Annotated in this window: 16 protein-coding genes; 6 read left to right on the top strand and 10 right to left on the bottom strand. The window is 70.3% G+C overall.

The window, feature by feature from the left end:
- Nucleotides 1-16: 16 nt before the first annotated feature.
- Complete coding sequence (locus tag OEIGOIKO_RS24740) at nucleotides 17-613, top strand: L,D-transpeptidase family protein (RefSeq protein WP_125055861.1); 597 nt, start codon at nucleotides 17-19, stop codon at nucleotides 611-613.
- Nucleotides 614-685: 72 nt separating this feature from the next.
- On the opposite strand, the gene OEIGOIKO_RS24735 is transcribed toward OEIGOIKO_RS24740, so the two are convergent.
- Genes OEIGOIKO_RS24735 through OEIGOIKO_RS24725 form a run of 3 tightly spaced genes read right to left on the bottom strand, consistent with a single transcriptional unit; the run spans nucleotide 686 to nucleotide 4,058 of the window.
- Complete coding sequence (locus tag OEIGOIKO_RS24735; protein WP_125055860.1) at nucleotides 686-1,567, bottom strand: SDR family oxidoreductase; 882 nt, start codon at nucleotides 1,565-1,567, stop codon at nucleotides 686-688.
- Nucleotides 1,564-2,526, bottom strand: a complete 963-nt coding sequence (locus tag OEIGOIKO_RS24730) for an alpha/beta fold hydrolase (protein ID WP_125055859.1) — start codon at nucleotides 2,524-2,526, stop codon at nucleotides 1,564-1,566. The genes OEIGOIKO_RS24735 and OEIGOIKO_RS24730 overlap by 4 nt, the downstream gene beginning before the upstream one ends.
- A complete protein-coding gene (locus OEIGOIKO_RS24725; RefSeq protein WP_125055858.1) occupies nucleotides 2,526-4,058 on the bottom strand; it encodes a flavin-containing monooxygenase in 1,533 nt (510 codons plus the stop codon). Before OEIGOIKO_RS24725 ends, OEIGOIKO_RS24730 begins: the two co-directional genes overlap by 1 nt.
- Nucleotides 4,059-4,329: 271 nt before the next feature.
- On the opposite strand from OEIGOIKO_RS24725, the gene OEIGOIKO_RS24720 reads away from it, so the two are divergent.
- On the top strand, nucleotides 4,330-5,073 hold the full coding sequence (locus tag OEIGOIKO_RS24720; RefSeq protein ID WP_125058919.1) for a MerR family transcriptional regulator: 744 nt from the start codon (nucleotides 4,330-4,332) through the stop codon (nucleotides 5,071-5,073).
- A 28-nt stretch (nucleotides 5,074-5,101) separates the two neighbouring features.
- On the opposite strand, the gene OEIGOIKO_RS24715 is transcribed toward OEIGOIKO_RS24720, so the two are convergent.
- Together OEIGOIKO_RS24715 and OEIGOIKO_RS24710 are read right to left on the bottom strand one after the other, a co-directional pair.
- Entirely contained in the window at nucleotides 5,102-6,715 is a 1,614-nt protein-coding gene (locus tag OEIGOIKO_RS24715; protein ID WP_170251839.1) for a phosphatidylinositol-specific phospholipase C domain-containing protein, read from the bottom strand.
- A 148-nt stretch (nucleotides 6,716-6,863) separates the two neighbouring features.
- Complete coding sequence (locus OEIGOIKO_RS24710) at nucleotides 6,864-7,514, bottom strand: hypothetical protein (protein ID WP_125055856.1); 651 nt, start codon at nucleotides 7,512-7,514, stop codon at nucleotides 6,864-6,866.
- A gap of 268 nt (nucleotides 7,515-7,782) precedes the next feature.
- Between OEIGOIKO_RS24710 and OEIGOIKO_RS24705 the strand changes: the two genes are divergently transcribed.
- Entirely contained in the window at nucleotides 7,783-8,544 is a 762-nt protein-coding gene (locus OEIGOIKO_RS24705) for an ALF repeat-containing protein (RefSeq protein WP_125055855.1), read from the top strand.
- Between the two features lie 56 nt (nucleotides 8,545-8,600).
- Here OEIGOIKO_RS24705 and OEIGOIKO_RS24700 read toward each other — a convergent pair whose 3' ends face one another.
- From OEIGOIKO_RS24700 to OEIGOIKO_RS24685, 5 genes are all read right to left on the bottom strand, one after another.
- Nucleotides 8,601-9,518 (bottom strand): AraC family transcriptional regulator, encoded by a 918-nt coding sequence (locus OEIGOIKO_RS24700; protein ID WP_125055854.1) that lies wholly within the window; start codon nucleotides 9,516-9,518, stop codon nucleotides 8,601-8,603.
- 23 nt (nucleotides 9,519-9,541) lie between these two features.
- On the bottom strand, nucleotides 9,542-10,450 hold the full coding sequence (locus tag OEIGOIKO_RS24695; RefSeq protein ID WP_125055853.1) for a zinc-binding dehydrogenase: 909 nt from the start codon (nucleotides 10,448-10,450) through the stop codon (nucleotides 9,542-9,544).
- A 136-nt stretch (nucleotides 10,451-10,586) separates the two neighbouring features.
- A complete protein-coding gene (locus tag OEIGOIKO_RS43580; protein ID WP_281288384.1) occupies nucleotides 10,587-10,712 on the bottom strand; it encodes a hypothetical protein in 126 nt (41 codons plus the stop codon).
- 70 nt (nucleotides 10,713-10,782) lie between these two features.
- Nucleotides 10,783-11,079, bottom strand: coding sequence for a hypothetical protein (locus tag OEIGOIKO_RS24690; RefSeq protein WP_125055852.1), 297 nt, complete (start codon nucleotides 11,077-11,079; stop codon nucleotides 10,783-10,785).
- A gap of 84 nt (nucleotides 11,080-11,163) precedes the next feature.
- Complete coding sequence (locus OEIGOIKO_RS24685) at nucleotides 11,164-12,372, bottom strand: methyltransferase domain-containing protein (protein ID WP_125055851.1); 1,209 nt, start codon at nucleotides 12,370-12,372, stop codon at nucleotides 11,164-11,166.
- A gap of 651 nt (nucleotides 12,373-13,023) precedes the next feature.
- Here OEIGOIKO_RS24685 and OEIGOIKO_RS24670 point away from each other — a divergent pair.
- From OEIGOIKO_RS24670 to OEIGOIKO_RS24660, 3 genes are read left to right on the top strand one after another with little or no spacing between them, the layout of a single operon-like run.
- A complete protein-coding gene (locus tag OEIGOIKO_RS24670) occupies nucleotides 13,024-13,851 on the top strand; it encodes a helix-turn-helix domain-containing protein (protein WP_125055848.1) in 828 nt (275 codons plus the stop codon).
- Entirely contained in the window at nucleotides 13,848-14,066 is a 219-nt protein-coding gene (locus tag OEIGOIKO_RS24665) for a DUF397 domain-containing protein (RefSeq protein WP_125055847.1), read from the top strand. The genes OEIGOIKO_RS24670 and OEIGOIKO_RS24665 overlap by 4 nt, the downstream gene beginning before the upstream one ends.
- A 42-nt stretch (nucleotides 14,067-14,108) precedes the next feature.
- Nucleotides 14,109-15,599, top strand: coding sequence for a DUF397 domain-containing protein (locus OEIGOIKO_RS24660; protein ID WP_125055846.1), 1,491 nt, complete (start codon nucleotides 14,109-14,111; stop codon nucleotides 15,597-15,599).
- The last annotated feature ends 1 nt before the right edge of the window (nucleotide 15,600 follow it).

Genomic DNA, 15,600 nt, shown 5'->3' with positions numbered 1-15,600 from the left:
CGACAGGAGCACCTGCATGGGAACACACATACGCACAGCGTCACTGGCCGTCACCGCAGCGTTGACGGCGGGCCTCGCCACGGCCACGGCACCCGCCCACGCCGCCCCGCCCCCCGGCAGCGCGAGCCCCACCCACCTGGTCTTCGAGAAGAACCAGCGCGACCCGGCCACGTCCCGGGTGCGCCTGGTGCAGACCGGCACCGGCAAGGTGCTGGCCGACTACCGCGCCGGGTCCGGCCAGGGCGGCACGGCGGGCCGCGACGAATGCGTACGGAACAAGGGCTGGCTGCCGGACGGCACGTACCGGGTGCTCTCGCACACCACCCGCAAGAAGGGCGGGCGGGACGGCATCAACGGCTACGCGATCCACGTCGCCGACAAGGTGTGCCGGGACGGCCGCACCCCGCGCACCGCGCTGTTCGTGCACAGCGAGATGCGCTCGGACGGCGCCCAGGGCATCGCGGTCCCGGGCCGCGACAGCCCGTACCGCTGGGACGGCGACGGGGACTACCGCTCGCTGGGCTGCGTGAAGCTGGCCCCCGCGGACATCAAGAACCTCTTCGCGGCGGCGCAGCGGTACGGGTGGCCGACGTCGCTGAAGGTCGTCAAGTAACCCGTCGCACCGCCGGGTTCGGGGCGCACCCGCCAGTACCGCGACGGGTGCGCCCCACCCCGTCAGCCCTCCTCAGCGATTCGCGCGCACCTTCTCGTCCGCCTCCCCGCCCGCGCCGACCAGTCCCACGCGCATCCCCTCCAGCCGGTCGCCGAAGCGCCGCATCTCGCGCTGCCCCACCGTCCCGATGACGGACGGCAGATACCCGCGGACCGACTGCATGCCGCGCAGCCACCACTGTCCGTACACGTGCGAGGAGCGGCGTTCGATGCCCGCCACGATCCGGTCCACGGCCGGGCTCAGCGGGTACGTCTTGTTCGTCGGCCAGGGCAGTCGCTGCCGCAGCTCGCGCATGATGTCGTCCTGGTCGGCGCCGCGCACCATGTCGGTGTCGGTCCAGCTCAGGTAGCCGACGCCGACCCGTACGCCCTTGTAGCCGACCTCGGCGCGCAGGCTGTGCGCGAACGCCTCGACACCGGACTTGGAGGCACAGTAGGCGGTCATCATCGGCGCCGGGGTGAGCGCGGCGAGCGAGGCTATCTGGAGGAAGTAGCCGCGCGACTCCATCAGGACGGGCAGGAACGCCCGCCCCGTGACCGCGCCGCCGATGAGGTTGACCTCGACGACCCGCCGCCAGGACACCGGGTCGGAGTCCACGAACGGGCCGCCGGTGGCCACCCCGGCGTTGGCGACCACGATGTCCACCTTGCCGAAGCGCGCCTTGACCTCGCGCGCCACCTGGGCCATCGCCTCGTGGTCGGTCACGTCGGCGTGCCAGTGCGCCGCCTCGCCGTGCATCGAGGCGGCGACGCGCGCCAGTTCCTCCGGCTCCAGGCCGACGAGCGCGAGCGTGGCGCCGCGTGCGGACAGTTTGCGGGCGAGGAGTTCGCCGACCCCGCGGGCCGCGCCGGTGACGACGGCGACCTGCCCTTCCAGGCTCCTGCGTGCGCTCATACGGTCTTCTCCTTCGCTTCGGTGGCCGCCTCGACGCGGTCGTCACGGGCCGGCAGGTGATCGCGTACCAGCTCCCGGATGCGGCCGATGACCGCGTCCGGCTCCTCGATGGGTGTCATGTGCCCGGCTCCGGGCAGTTCGGTCAGTCCCAGGAACTGGGGCAGTACGGAGGCCAGCCGCCGGGAGAGGACGATCGGGGTGAGCCGGTCGGCGGTGCCCGCGACGACGGCGGTCGGCACCTCCAGCCGGGCGGCCCCGCCGGTCAGGTCCAGCCCGCCGAGCACCTTGCCCCACTTCGCCCGCGGCCGTACCTGGCAGGCGTGCACGATGCGCGCGCACGCCTCGACCTGCTCGGGCGTGGCGGCCGGCCCCATCGTGGCGTACTTCAGGATCCGCTTGGCGACCGCGCTGACCGGCCCGAGCGGCGCCCGCGACCCGAGGACGACCTGGTGCGCGACGCGCCGTCCGCCCGGCGAACGCAGCGGGATCACCAGGGACTCCGCCGTCAGGTTCGCGCTGCCGGTGCTGCACAGCAGGACGGCGGCGGCCCGCTCCCGGAACTCCGGGCGTTCGGCGGAGGCCATCATCGTCATGCCGCCCATGGAGTGCCCGGCCAGCACCGCCCGCTCCCCCGGCTCCAGCGCGGCGCCGAGGACGGCGGTCAGGTCGTCGGCGAGCGCGGTGGTGCTGTAGCCGCGCGGGCCCACCGCCGGGGTGCGGCCGTGCCCCCGCTGGTCGTAGAGCACCACCTTGTGGTCGGCGGCGAGATCCCTGACGACCGGAGCCCAGAAGGCGGTCGAACAGGTCCAGCCGTGCGACAGGACGACGGCGGGGGTGCCGGGCGTCTCCGGCCCGTGGACCTCCACGTGCAGCCGGGAGCCGTCGGCGGAGGTGGCGGTCAGTTCGCGGCGCGGTACGGGCGGGGCGTACCGTCCGCGCGTCATGGGGGTCGGTGCCATCACGCCACCGCCTTCGTGGTCTGCCCGGCCCGTGCGCCCGTACGGGACGCCGGTGCGCGCAGCACTTCGTACTCCGCGAGGTCCACCTCCCGCGTCAGCCTCCGGAACTCGGCGGTCGTGCCCGGCCAGGCCGTCGTGTTGCGGCCGTTGGCGTCCAGGTACCAGCTGTCGCAGCCGCCGGTGGTCCACACCGTGCGCTCCATCCGCCGCTGGATGCCGCGCGTCCAGGCGTGCACCGCGGACGGCCGCGCGTTCAGCGCGATCTTCCTCGTCCCGCCCAGCACGTCCAGCTGCCTCATGTAGTCGACCAGGTAGTTGAGCTGGGACTCGATCATCAGGATCATCGAGCTGTTCCCGAGGCCCGTGTTGGGCCCGATGATGGTGAGGAAGTTGGGGAAGCCGGCCGCGCTGGCGCCGCGCAGCGACTCCATGCCGTCCTTCCACTCCTCGGCGAGGGTGGTGCCGTTGGCGCCGGTGACCCGGTGGGCGATCGGCATGTCGGTGACGTGGAAGCCGGTGCCGAAGACGATCGCGTCCGCCTCGGTCTCCGTACCGTCCGAGGCGACCAGCACGTTGCCCCGGACCTCCTTCAGCCCGCTCGCCACCACGTCCACGTTCGGCTGCGTCAGCGCCGGGTAGTACGTGTTCGACAGCAGGATCCGCTTGCACCCGATGCGGTAGTCCGGCGTCAGCTTGGCCCGCAGCGCCGGGTCCTTCACGGCCCGCTTCAGGTGGCCCCTGGCCAGGCCCTCGATCAGCCCCAGCTCGTTCGGACGCTTGGTGAACGCGCTGACCTGCATCTCCCGTATGCCCCACAGCAGTCCGCGGCGCGCCACCCGGGTCGCGGGGATCTTGGTGTGCAGCCAGCGCTCCAGACCGCTGATCCGCCGGTCGGCGCGCGGCAGCACCCAGGCCGGGGTGCGCTGGAAGAGGGTGAGGCGGTCGACCGTCGGCTGGACCGACGGCACGATCTGGATCGCCGAGGCGCCCGTACCGATCATGGCGATCCGCTTGCCGCGCAGGTCGTAGTCGTGGTCCCAGCGCGCCGAGTGGAACACCTTGCCGGGGAACGTGTCCAGCCCCGGCACGTCCGGCACCTTGGGGTCGGAGAGCGGGCCGGTCGCCGACACCACCACGTCGGCGGTCAGCGCCCCACCGGCCGTCTCCACCTCCCAGTGCAGCTCCTCCCCGTTCCACCGCAGGCTGCGCACCTCCGAGTCGAACCGCAGGTGCGGCCGCAGCCCGAAGGTGTCGGTGACCCGCTCCAGGTACGCGCGGATGTGCGGCTGCCCGGAGAAGTTGCGCGGCCACTCGGGGTTGGGCGCGAAGGAGAACGAGTACAGGTGCGAGGGCACGTCGCACGCGCATCCCGGATAGCTGTTGTCACGCCAGGTGCCGCCCACCGAGCCGGCCCGCTCCAGGACCACGAAGTCGGTGATGCCCTGGCGCCGCAGCCGGACGGCCGCCCCCAGACCACCGAACCCCGATCCGATCACCGCCACCCGTACGTGCTCGTGTTCGCGCTCGGCCATGCCGCCGCCTCCCGAGTTGACCGTCAGAACGTCAAGCCTTCGCATCAATCGCGCCAGCAATCACTGGCACGATTGGAGGGTAGGACACGGACGTACCGAGCGGTAGGGGGTGTGCGGCGGGAAGTTACCGCTGGTTGCACCTCGGCCGGGGCCCGGTGGGGCGACATAGGGTGAAGGCGTGGCAGAGAACAGCAACGGGGCGCCCGTCCCGGACGAAGCGGTCCCGGACTCCCCGGCCGGCGCCCCCGGACCCGGCACCCGCGAGTTCCGCATGGCCGACCTCGCCGAAGCGGCCGGCATCACCGTCCGCACCCTGCGCTTCTACCGCGAGCGCAAGCTCATCCCGCCGCCGCGCCGCGAAGGCCGCATCGCCTGGTACAACGAGCACCACCTCGCCCGCCTCCACACCATCGCCGGCCTGCTCGAACGCGGCCACACCCTGGGCGGCATCGCCGAACTCCTCGCCGCCTTCGACACCGGCCGCGACGTCGGCGAACTCCTCGGCCTGGAGAACACCCTCGTGGCCCCCTGGTCCGAGGAGACCCCCGTACGCCTGACCCCCGAGGAACTCGCCGACCACTTCAAGGACGACGTCACCCCGGAGAACCTCTCCGCCTCCCTCGACATCGGCTACCTGGCCGTGGACGGCGACGAGTTCGTGCACATCAGCCGCCGCCTGCTCGACGCCTCCACCGAACTCGTCGCCAGCGGCGTACCGCTCTCCGCCGTCCTCCAGGCGGGCCGCGAGGTCCGCGCCCACGCCGACGCCCTGGCCGGCCTGTTCATCTCCGTCATCCGCACCCACGTCCTGGCCGACGTCCTCGACCGCGCCGCGACCGGCGCCACCGTCGACCCGGCCGAACTCGCCCACATCACCCGGACCGTCGAAAAACTCCGCCCCATCTCCAAGGGCATCGTCGACGCGGAACTCTCGATGGCGATGGACCGGAGGGTGCGGGCGGAGCTGGAGTCGTGGCGGCGGGAGACGGAAAGCGGAGGCGGGAGCGGGGACTGACCGGCCCCCGCTCCCGCTCCCGGCCCGCCTACTTCGGGCAGGTGTCCTGGGTCACCTTGCCGCCGTTGGCGGAGGCGGTGGCCGGGTCCATCGACAGGCAGAGATTGGTCCAGTTGTTGATGAACCGGAAGCTCTTCTTGGAGTCGCTCACGGACCCGATCTTGGTCGGGACGACATTCCACATCTGGCTGCCCGAGAACCAGCGGGTCTCGCAGTCCCACCAGAACAGCTGGGTGCCGGCCGACGGCGGCGTGCCGTTGTTGTAGGGGACGGTCAGGCACTTGCCGGTGCTCGTCTTGATCTGGAAGTAGCCCTTGCTGTCGAAGGACGTGGGCTTCTCGGCCCCCCACTGGTGACTGCTGGGCGCCTTCGACTGGCATTCGCGCTGGGTGACCAGACCGCCGGACTTGGAGCTGTCGAACTCCGGGCCCCGCACCATGCAGCGCCTGTACTGACTGTTGACGTACGTCTTGTCGGAGTTGACCAGCCAGATCGCCCGGTTGCCGCCGCCCTTGGGGATGTGGCCGTTGTTGCGGGAGATGATGTTGTCTATCAGGGCCCAGCCGGGGAAGTCCATCATGACCGTGCCGACGCGGCCACTGTCACCGGCGTTGAGGTGCTTCATCAGCCGGTAGTTGACGCCCTGGACTTCAGTGCGAACGCCGCCCTGCTCCTGCCAGTACCCGCCGGCGTACTCGAACGGGAGCCGGGTGAGCCCCTTGGACGCGGAGGCGTACGTCACGTACATCTCGTCGTTCTCGTCGCGGGCCGCCTTGTCGACGTTCCCCTTGACGTAGTCCCACTTCCGATCGACGGTCTCCGCGTTCCAGTGGTCTTCCTGGTTCTTGTTGAAGGTCTGGATACCGTACGCGCCACTGTCGACGTTGTCGAAGCTGCCCAGGACCAGCTTGCCGCGGACGTCCGCGAGACGGGGAACGGGCGCGCTGCCCCCGCCCGACACCGAAGGCGAGTAGAACAGGCCCCGGTAGTTCGACACGTACTTGCCGAAGAGCGTCCGGACATCGCTCGACGTCACCGGCTGCGGCTTCTTCGAGCAATCGTCGGAGTCGGACTGCCCTTCCGGACACTTGGGCTTTTGCTCGTGCGCACAATCGACGGGGCCGGATTTCCCGTAAGGGCACTCGGACCTCAGGCGCATCACGACCGTCTCGCTCGGATACTTCTTCAGGAAGGCCCGTGTCTCACTCAGGACGTCATCGAAGTTGGCCTTCTGGTAGACCACTCCGTGGTGGACCGTGAAGGACACGCCCCCGCTGACGCGGACTCGGATGTCGATGGCGCGGATTCCGTGTTCCAACTGCGCCTTCAGGGTCTTCGCACTGTCGCCGAAGTCCTCCTGGGTCTGGACGGCGGCGCCGCCGTGGACGGAGAGTGTGTCGTGGGTGCCGGGCAGGGACATCGCCGCCAGCGAGGTGTCGTCCGCGATGTTCGCCATCCAGTCCAGCCGGGTCGTCGACCCGAGGTCCCGGTAGGCGTCCTGGTTCCGCGAGCCGGCCGCCCCGGCGGCACCGGGCGCGAGCAGCCCCGCGCCCAGGGCGGCACAGACCGTGAGCAGACGCACCAGGGGGCGGGACCGCCGGCGCGATCCGGCGCCGATGTCGGGAGAGGTGGGGCGGGACATGGGACTCCTGTCGGAATTCACCGGAGACGACCGAAGACGGTCACGGGACGTCATGTGGACGCCCCTCACTCTGTCCCGCTGACCTAACGTTTTTCTAATGGCCCGGCCGCCGCCGGTATCCGGCGGGCGGCGGCCCGCCGATTACCGCTTACTGCTGTACGGGCTTCTCGGCCGGGACAATGCTGAAGCGCGCCCGGTTGGGGAACCAGGTCGTCGACAGTTCACCGCTCGGGTGGCTGGCGTAGTCGTTCGCTATCGCCAGGACCCGGGTCGCGGGCGCGCTCGCGGCGAAACGCATCCGGAGCTTCAGGGTGTGCGTACCGCCCGGCTGCACCGCGTCGATCGGCGCGGGGCAGTTCCCCCATTCGGTGAAATGCGGGTCCCGAGCCGGAATAGGGTTCGCCCGCGGGCAGATGTGGGTGGTGAAACGGCGGTCGCCGTACTCGACCACCAACGGGTGCCACTCTCCGCCCGCGAAGTACTGAAGTTCGGCGTCGCCGAACCGGAGTTGGCCCTTCGTGGAGCCGGTCGTGTGGAACACGATGTGGGACCAGTAGTGGGTTACGGCGTAGTCGTACCCGTTCTCCATGGAAAGCGAGAACTGCGTCCAATCGCCGCCCGCCGTGAAGGTGCTCGGCAGGTCATGGAATTGCATCACCATGGGCATCTGCTCGGCCTCGGCGGCCGGCGCGGACGCGCTCGTCCGCTGAGCGCTGTCGGCGAGGGCCGGGGTGGCGAGGAAGAGGGCAGGGGCGAGCGCCGCGGCAGCCACGGCGGCCGCGATTCGAGTGATCTTCATGCGGTCATGTTAAGCGCAGGATAAAGACGGATCTCAACCCATTTTTCCGACACGCTTCCGGACAGCCGACGGCCCGACAGCCACGGGAGCCATGGCCCCGGCGGGCGCGGGGAACGACCGGACCTGGCGCATTGACCAGCCCGCCGGCCGACGGGTATACGGGCGCCGTCAACACCCGAACGACATTGCCAAATTCCGGCAATGACACCGGGGCGAACCGGCGCGATGATCTCTTCATCGACAGTCCGACTCCGGAGGCACCCCACCCATGAGGCCGACCCGCGCCACCCTGATCGTCGCCGCCACCGCCCTGGCCCCGGCCCTGCTCCTGGCCACCCCGGCGCTCGCCGCCCCGGCGTCCGCCACCGCCCGTACGGCCGCGACGGCCCCCGTGGCAGCCACGCCCGAGACGCCGGTCGGCGAGATGTCGACGGACGACCTTCGCGCAGCGGTCTCGCGCATTCTGGCGGACAAGAACATCGGCAAGGGCGTGAAGCGCGAGGCCGCCAGAGCCCTTTCCGACGGCAGCCCCGAAGCCCTCCGCGCCTTCCTCGAAACCGGTCACCGACTCGCCCAGGCCGAGGACGACCGCGTCGCGATCTCCAGCATCCTCGCCCGCAAGGACACCGGCCGCGCAGTCAAGGAAGCCATTTACCAGCTCCTCGACAACGGCACGCCGGAAGAATTGCGCGCCTTCCTCGAAACGGGTTACCGCCTCGCCCGTTTCGAGGACGACCAGGTAGCCGTCTCCACCATCCTGGCGCGCAAGGAAATCGGTCCCGGGGTCAAGAAGGAGATCTACCAGCTCCTCGACAACAACGGCACGCCCGAAGAGTTCCGCGCCTTCCTCGAAACCGGCTACCGCCTCGCCCAGGCCGATGACGACCGCGTGGCCGTCGCCAGAATCCTCACCAGGCCGAACATCAGCAAGGCTCTCCGTAAGGCGGTCAACGAGGTCCTCGACAACAACACGCCGGAGTCACTGCGGTACTTCCTCGAAGTCGGCCAGTACAAGGTGGACGGCAAGTGACCTGACCCCTCCAGTGTGCGGCCGACGGCCGGCACCGGCCGCACGCTGGAAGGCGATCACGCGCGAAACCGGGAACGGTACTCGCCCGGCGGCATGCCCCGGGCACGTCGGAAGGCACGGCTGAAAGCGTGCGGCGAGGCGTAGCCGACCGCGCCGGAGATCGACTCGACCGGCTCGTCGGTGTCGCGGAGCCGGACGGACGCCAGGTCCATGCGCCACTGCGTCACGTAGGCGCCCGGCGTCTGACCGAGCGCGGACCGGAAGTGCCTGGACAGCGTCGTGCGGGAGACCGCCGTCGCGGCCGCCAGGGACTCGGTGGTCCAGGGGTGTTCCGGTCGGGCGTGGACACAGGCCAGCGCGTCGCGTACGACCGGATCACGCATCGCGCCCAGCCAGGAGCCGGACGGCTCCTCCGGGTGACGGGCCAGCCAGACCCGAACGAACTGGATGAGCAGCAGGTCGACGATGCTGTTGACGGCGGCGGTGGTGCCGATCTGCGGCTGTGCGAGCTCCGCCGTGAGAAGCTCGACCGTCCTGCTGAGCTGCGCGTTCTCCCGGCTCGTGACGTGCATCGGCCGGGCGAGGGAGGTGAGCACCGGCGTGCTCACCTCCGGGTCCTGCTCGTAGCGCAGGACGAGCACTTCCGTCTCCGCCGGCGCCGAGCCCAGATGCAGGGCGCTGCCGTCGGTGAGGGCCTGGTCGGTCGCCTTCCGGTCGCAGGGGCCCAGCACCGTACCGGCCCCGCCGGCGATCCCGTGGGCGGTGCCCGGCGACAGCAGCACGGCGTCTCCCGCCTGCATCTCCAGGGGTCTCCCGCCCGGGACATGGAGCCACATCGAGCCGCGGGACACCACGTGCAGCGCCGCTGCCGGAGAGGGGTCCAGCCACAGGCCCCAGCTTCCTCCGGCCTTCAGTACGACCCCGAGCGCCCCTCGCGCGCCCGATACACGCAGGGCCTCCGCGAGTACGTCCATCGTTCCATTCTCCTCGACGGGCGTCAGACCACGTCAAGAACGATCTTTCCGTGCACCGTCCGCGCGAACAGTGCCCGGACGGCGTCGTCCACGTCCTGCCAGCCGCCGCGCAGTCCGACCGGTACCGAGAGCCGCCCGGCGGCCACAAGGCCCAACAGGTCCGTCAGCTCTGCGCTGGTCGGCGTCATGTCGCCGTAGGTGGCGATGCTGCGGGGTTCGCCGAAACCGAACAGGACCCCGGACGGGAACGTGGTGTCCTGCCCCGAGGAGTAGCCGACCACGTGGAGGGTGCCGCCCTCGGCGAGGAGGTTCCACGCCTGGGCCAGCAGCGGCCCGCCGACCGTGTCCAGGACGAGGTCGAACCGGCACTCGGCCCCGGCCAGGTCGGTCAGGACCGTGTCGGCCCCGAGTTCGCGGAGTCCGGCGGCCCGCTCCGGCGAACCCACGAGCGCCGTCACCCGGGCGCCCGCCAACGCCGCCAGCTGGACGGCGAAGTGCCCCACGCCCCCGCTGGCGCCGGTGATCAGCACGTCGCGCGCCAGCAGGGACCGCTTGCGCAGCACCCGCAGCGCGGTGACTCCGGCGATCCCCAGCGCGGCCGCGTCGGCCAGTTCCACGCCCTCGGGGACGGTGCCGAGCGAGGCGGGGCGGACGGCCACCCGCTCCGCCCACGCGTGGGCGGACATCCCCAGCGCGACGCGCGTCCCTTCGGGCGGCCCCGAGCCGTCGGCCGCGGCGCGCACCACGACACCGGCCGCGTCGTGGCCGTGCACGGCGCCGGCCGGCCACTGGCGCACGTAATTCAGCTCGCCGAAGTTGAGAGCGATGTGCCGTATCTCGACCAACGCTTCGTCGCCGGCCGGTACGGGCTCGTCCACGTCGGCGAATCGGACGGGTCCGGCCTCGCCGTGATCGACCACAAGGGCGCGCATGGGGGTGCTTCCTTCGCTCGGGGATGCGCCTGAGAACTCGGCGCGGCAGGGGCGGCGGAGTGCGCGAATGCCGCACTTCCGCCTCCTGAAAACCCTCACGCGGGGGCGGTGCGGCGACCAGCCCCGTGAGAACCGATCAGTTGACGATCTGTAGCAGTGCGACGTGCGCGCGGAGGAATTCGCGACACCTCACACCGATCAGGGAGAGAACGCGAACGAGCCGCCGCCCGGCGATTTCCTCGCCGGGCAGCGGCTCGCTCATCTTTGAGACCGTCCGCCTCAAGGGCCGTCTACCTCCGGAACCCGCCCCGAAGACATCCGGCGATCAGACCTCAGCTGCCGAACGGGCCGGGGTTGTTCCTGTCCGCGTCCTGGCACTGCTTGATCCGCTTCTCGATCGCCCGCGCCTTGGCACGCTCCTTGCCGGCGGCCTTGTGCTGACCGCGGGCGTCCAGCTTCGCGGCCTTGGACCTGTGCGCCTTGGCCTCCTGGCTCATCTGGCCGATGTGGCAGGTGACCTTCCCACGGGCCGCCACGGCGCCCTGGGCCGCCTGCGCGGGAACGGCCGCGAACAGGACGCCGCCCGCGAGTGCGGCGGACACGGCAAGTGTGGTGATACGTCGACGCATGAAGCTCCCCGTTCACATAACGAGTCGTACCGACCGACCCGTTGAGGTGTGGCTGATAACAGTCGATCACTGTAGCCGAAGCGATCAGCATTCCCAGCCGTCACCCAATTCACCGCCAATCCCGCGAAAACCTGCCCTTTTCGCCGGATCGTCCAGCCACACCTCTTCACCCTCCTCGGTGACGGTCAGACCGAACCGTTCATGCCCGGGCCGGCCATTCCCTTCCCACCACCGGTGTGCGGCCTCCGCCTCGTCCCAGAGCCGGCGCGGGCCGCCCTGCCAGACGCGGGCTCCCCCGCCGTCCCGGAAGTACGCACACGCCCAGGACCGGTCCCGCAGGCCGTAGAGCCACACCGGGCGCGCGCCGTCCCGCTTCTCCGCCTCGACCTGCACACAGTCGGGCACCCGCAGCCCGATCACAAACCGTTGCGGCCCGAACGCCCCGCCCGTGAATTCCTCCTCCGTGAGTTCCGTGGACGTCTCGTCCCCGCCCCTCACACTCCCCGGAACGTACTCCGCGTGCTCAACCGGCCGCAGCCGATGTGCCCGCAGCTTCATGAATTCCACCGGCCCGGTGAATTTCCCCGAAGCGCTGCGACCGTCCTCCGCCACCACCAGACGGACCAGGCCGTCGGCATTGCTGTAATGCGTCCCCCAAGGCGCCACGAGCATTCCCCCGGGCCGGCACTGCTCGACCCACGCCCAGGGAAAGCGGCGGACCCCACAGGTCCCGACGATCCGGTCGTACGGCGCCCCCTCGGGATACCCCAGCCCGCCATCCCCGTGAACAACACGTACGGCGCTGCCGAACCGCTCCAACACCCCACGCGCCCGCTCCGCAACCCCCTCGTCCACCTCCACACTGACCACCCGCCCCGCCCCGGCCCGGTGCGCCAGCAGCGCCGCGTTCCACCCCGTGGCCGTCCCGATCTCCAGCACCTTGTGACCGGGCCGCAGGTCCAGTTCCCGCAGCATCCGGAACACCACCGACGGCATGGACGCGGAACTGGTGGCCGCCACGCCCGGTTCCGTACCGGCGTGGTCCCCGTCGTCCCACTGCGTGACCACCGGACAGTCCGCGTCGGCACAGGCCCGCCACCGCTCCGGCTCGTCGGCCCGGGAGACGAACACGCTGTGCCCGGCCTCCATGTCCCACGGCCACATGAGCGCGGGCAGAAAGGCCGACCGGGGGACGGCCGCGTACGACGGCGCCCACTCGGCGGACAGCACGCCGGTGCGGACGAGGGCGAGGCCCAACTCGGTACTCACGGGCCGCTGACGTTCGCACGCCATGCCTACACAACCTTCGGCGGATTGGGAACACCGGGTCCGCCGTCCGGTGTCGGCGGCTGGTGCGGGCCCGGGTAGGGCTGGCCGGGCAGCTTGTCGCCGCCACCGTGGTGGGGGTGCCGACGGATCAGGACTTGGCAGTCGGTCGCCCTGGACCGGTCCCCGGCCTTCAGCGCGACGACCAGGGCGCGCGCCAATTCCGCACACCCTGGGAACTCCCCGGCACCCCCTTGGGCCGAACGCCATTCCGTCATGCCCGCCCCCCTCGTCCGTGGGGGTGACCGGCGATGACGCCGTTGCAGCTCAGCACGGTGAGCAAGTGACCGTCGGCCCGAGCGGGCTCCCGGTCCCGGTACGCGGACGCGCACACGGTGCAGCCGGGGACGGGCGCCGGCTCCAAGTCGCGTTCTCCCGAGCGGCCTTCAACGGTCGCACCGGTCCTTCCTGTGACACCCATGGGCAGTACCTCACCTGTTCCAGAACCGCACATTCACTCAGTGCGGCCAACTGGTTACAGAGTGGCGCACGATTCAGTAGCCTTGGAGGATTCGGGCGCCCAACCTGAGAGCTGGGCCGTGCGGCATATGCACGCGCCGCTGACCACCGGAAACCCCCTTCCCCAGAGCCATGACCAGACCCTGAGTCGGGAGAATCGTGGACGAAGAAGTTGACACCCCGGAGGACCCACGCCGGGAGTTCGCCGAAGAATGCCGCAGCGCACGGGAACTGCATGACCCGGCGCCATTGACACAGGCCCACCTGGCCAAACTGCTACGCACGTCGAAGAGCACGATTTCGCGCGTGGAGACGTGTCACGGGGCGATCCCTCCGGACATTCCGCCACGGCTGGACGAAGTGTTCGCGACGGACGGGAAGTTCAAGCGGCTTTACGAGGAGGCAGTGGCGGCGTCCTACCCCACGCTCTACCGGCGGCGCATGGCCATGGAGCGCGCCGCTGTGGCCATCCGGGAATGGTCACCGACCCTCGTACCCGGGCTGTTTCACACCGCCGACTACGCACGCTGCCTGTTCAAGGGCGGCTTCCCGCGAGCCAGCACCAAGGAAACCGTTGCGTTCGTGAGCGACCGGCTGGCGCGTAAGGCCGTGCTGGAGGGGGGGATGGCACCGGATGTACGCCTAGTGCTGTGCGAGTCCGTCCTGTATCGCAGATTCTGCCCTCCCGACGTCATGCGACGGCAGTTGAAGGCCCTGCTAGATGCCGGGTCACGGCCCACCGTGCGTGTGCAGATCCTCCCCTTGGACGCACCCGGCCATCTGTTCAGCGACTGGCCGGTGTCGCTCATCACCTCCCCCGATCACACCGTTTCCGTCTGCGTGGAGAACTACCGAACCGCTGGCATCGTGGACGATCCGGACTCCGTTCGAACGGCGCTGCGGACCTACGATGAACTGACCGGCGACGCATTGTCCGCACGGGAGAGCGCGCGTCTGATCGCTGAGCAGATGGAGAAACTGACGTGAAGATCGGTCCGACTCGGTGGGTCAAGTCGAGCTACACCAGCGCGGAGGGAGGCAACTGCGTTGAGTGGTCCCCCTCGACGGCTGAGGTGACGGGCATCGTTCCGGTCCGCGACAGCAAGGACCCGCACGGACCCGTTCTCACCTTCCCCGCCCACTCGTTCGCGGACTTCATAGTCGGCGTCAAAAACGACGCATTCTCCGCTCTCCGGCAGTAACGCCTGCGCCGCAGGCGCGTCCCCTCGGGTAGGGCTGATCACATGGGCACGACCACGGAACTGGCACCTGGCGCGAACCTCGCGGCTCTCCGCAAAGCGCGCGGCATGTCGCAGACACAGCTGGCCTCGCGGGCGAACATCTCCGTCTCCCTCCTGTCCAAGATCGAGGTGGGGGACCGGGCCCTGACTTCCGCCGTAGCGGCGGCTCTGGGCAAGCCCATGGGCCTCAGCATGGCCGAAGTGCCGGGCCGGGCGTCGGTCTCCCAGGACGACGAGCAGCGGCTGGCGGACCTGCGCTCCGCGATCCGGGACTACGACCTGCCCAGGCAGCACGAGGTCCATGAGGCCGGCATAGTCACCGCGCTGGAAACAGCGCGGCGGCACCGCGACGCCGCAGAGGTGAACCGGCTCCTGGCGCTGCTTCCCCCACTGCTCAGGAGCGCCACCACCTACGCCCACACCGTCAACACGGCCGCCGCGTGGATGGCGCTTGCCGAGGTCTACAGCAGCGTGTACTGGCTCGCCGCCCGCCACCGCTGGATGGACATGGCGGAGCTGGCCGTGACCCGGCAGCGTTGGGCCGTCGAACAGCAACCCGACCCGCTGGGAGTGGCCATCGCCGCCCGCGACAGGGCGGGCGCGTACCTCAACGGCGGTGACTTCGAAGGCGGGTTGACGATCATCGACCGTGCCATCGCGAAGGCCCAGTCCGGCCTGTCGGGCCAGGACCGGGCCTTCGCCGTAGGCGTGCTGAATCTCCGCGGGATGACCCTGGCCGGACGTCTGAACGACAAGCAGGAAGGCCGACGCGAGGCCGAGCGGCACATCGCGTCCGCGCGGGAAGCCGCCGAGTGGTTCGACGACCGCGACTGGCACCGGCACAACATGATCTTCGGCCCCCGGAACACCACCACCCACGTACTGGCCACCCGCCTCGACCTGGGCCGTCCGCGTGAGGCCCTGGAAGCGGCGGAGAACCTCGACACGGCCCTGTCGGGCCTGCCCGCCACCCGCGTCGGCCCGACCAAGATGAACCTCGCTCGCGCTCAGCTGGACGTGGGCGACCGCGACGGCGCCTTGGAGAGCCTGAGCGCCGCATGGGACGCGGCCCCGCAAATGGCGCGCATCCACCCCACGGCGCGGGAGGTGTTCCGCGTACTGTCGTCCCTGCACCGCCGCAGCAAGCCGGAGCTGCTCCGCCTGTCCAAGCTCTCGGGCATCACCTCTAGTGGCAGGGCGCGTACGGGAGTCGTCGTCCTACGCCGACCGTACGACTCGCACGGCGCGCGCCGGGAAGTCCGCGCAGCAAACGGAGGCATTGTGAAGCCTTACCTGCCGTTCCCCTGGGTCAAGTCGACCCACAGCAGTCCGGACGGCGGCAACTGCCTGGAGTGGTCTCCCGCTTCCGGCATAGCAACCGGCGCCGTCCCCGTCCGGGACAGCAAAGCCCCGGACGGCCCCACCCTCACCATCCCCTCCGCCGCATTCGCGGAATTCATCGCGGGCGTCAAGGCCGGCGCCTTCTCCGCCTGAG

Source organism: Streptomyces paromomycinus, assembly GCF_003865155.1.
GTDB lineage: Bacteria > Actinomycetota > Actinomycetes > Streptomycetales > Streptomycetaceae > Streptomyces > Streptomyces chrestomyceticus.
The sequence above is the reverse complement of the archived record's forward strand: the minus strand, read 5'-3'. Positions and strand labels throughout refer to the sequence as shown.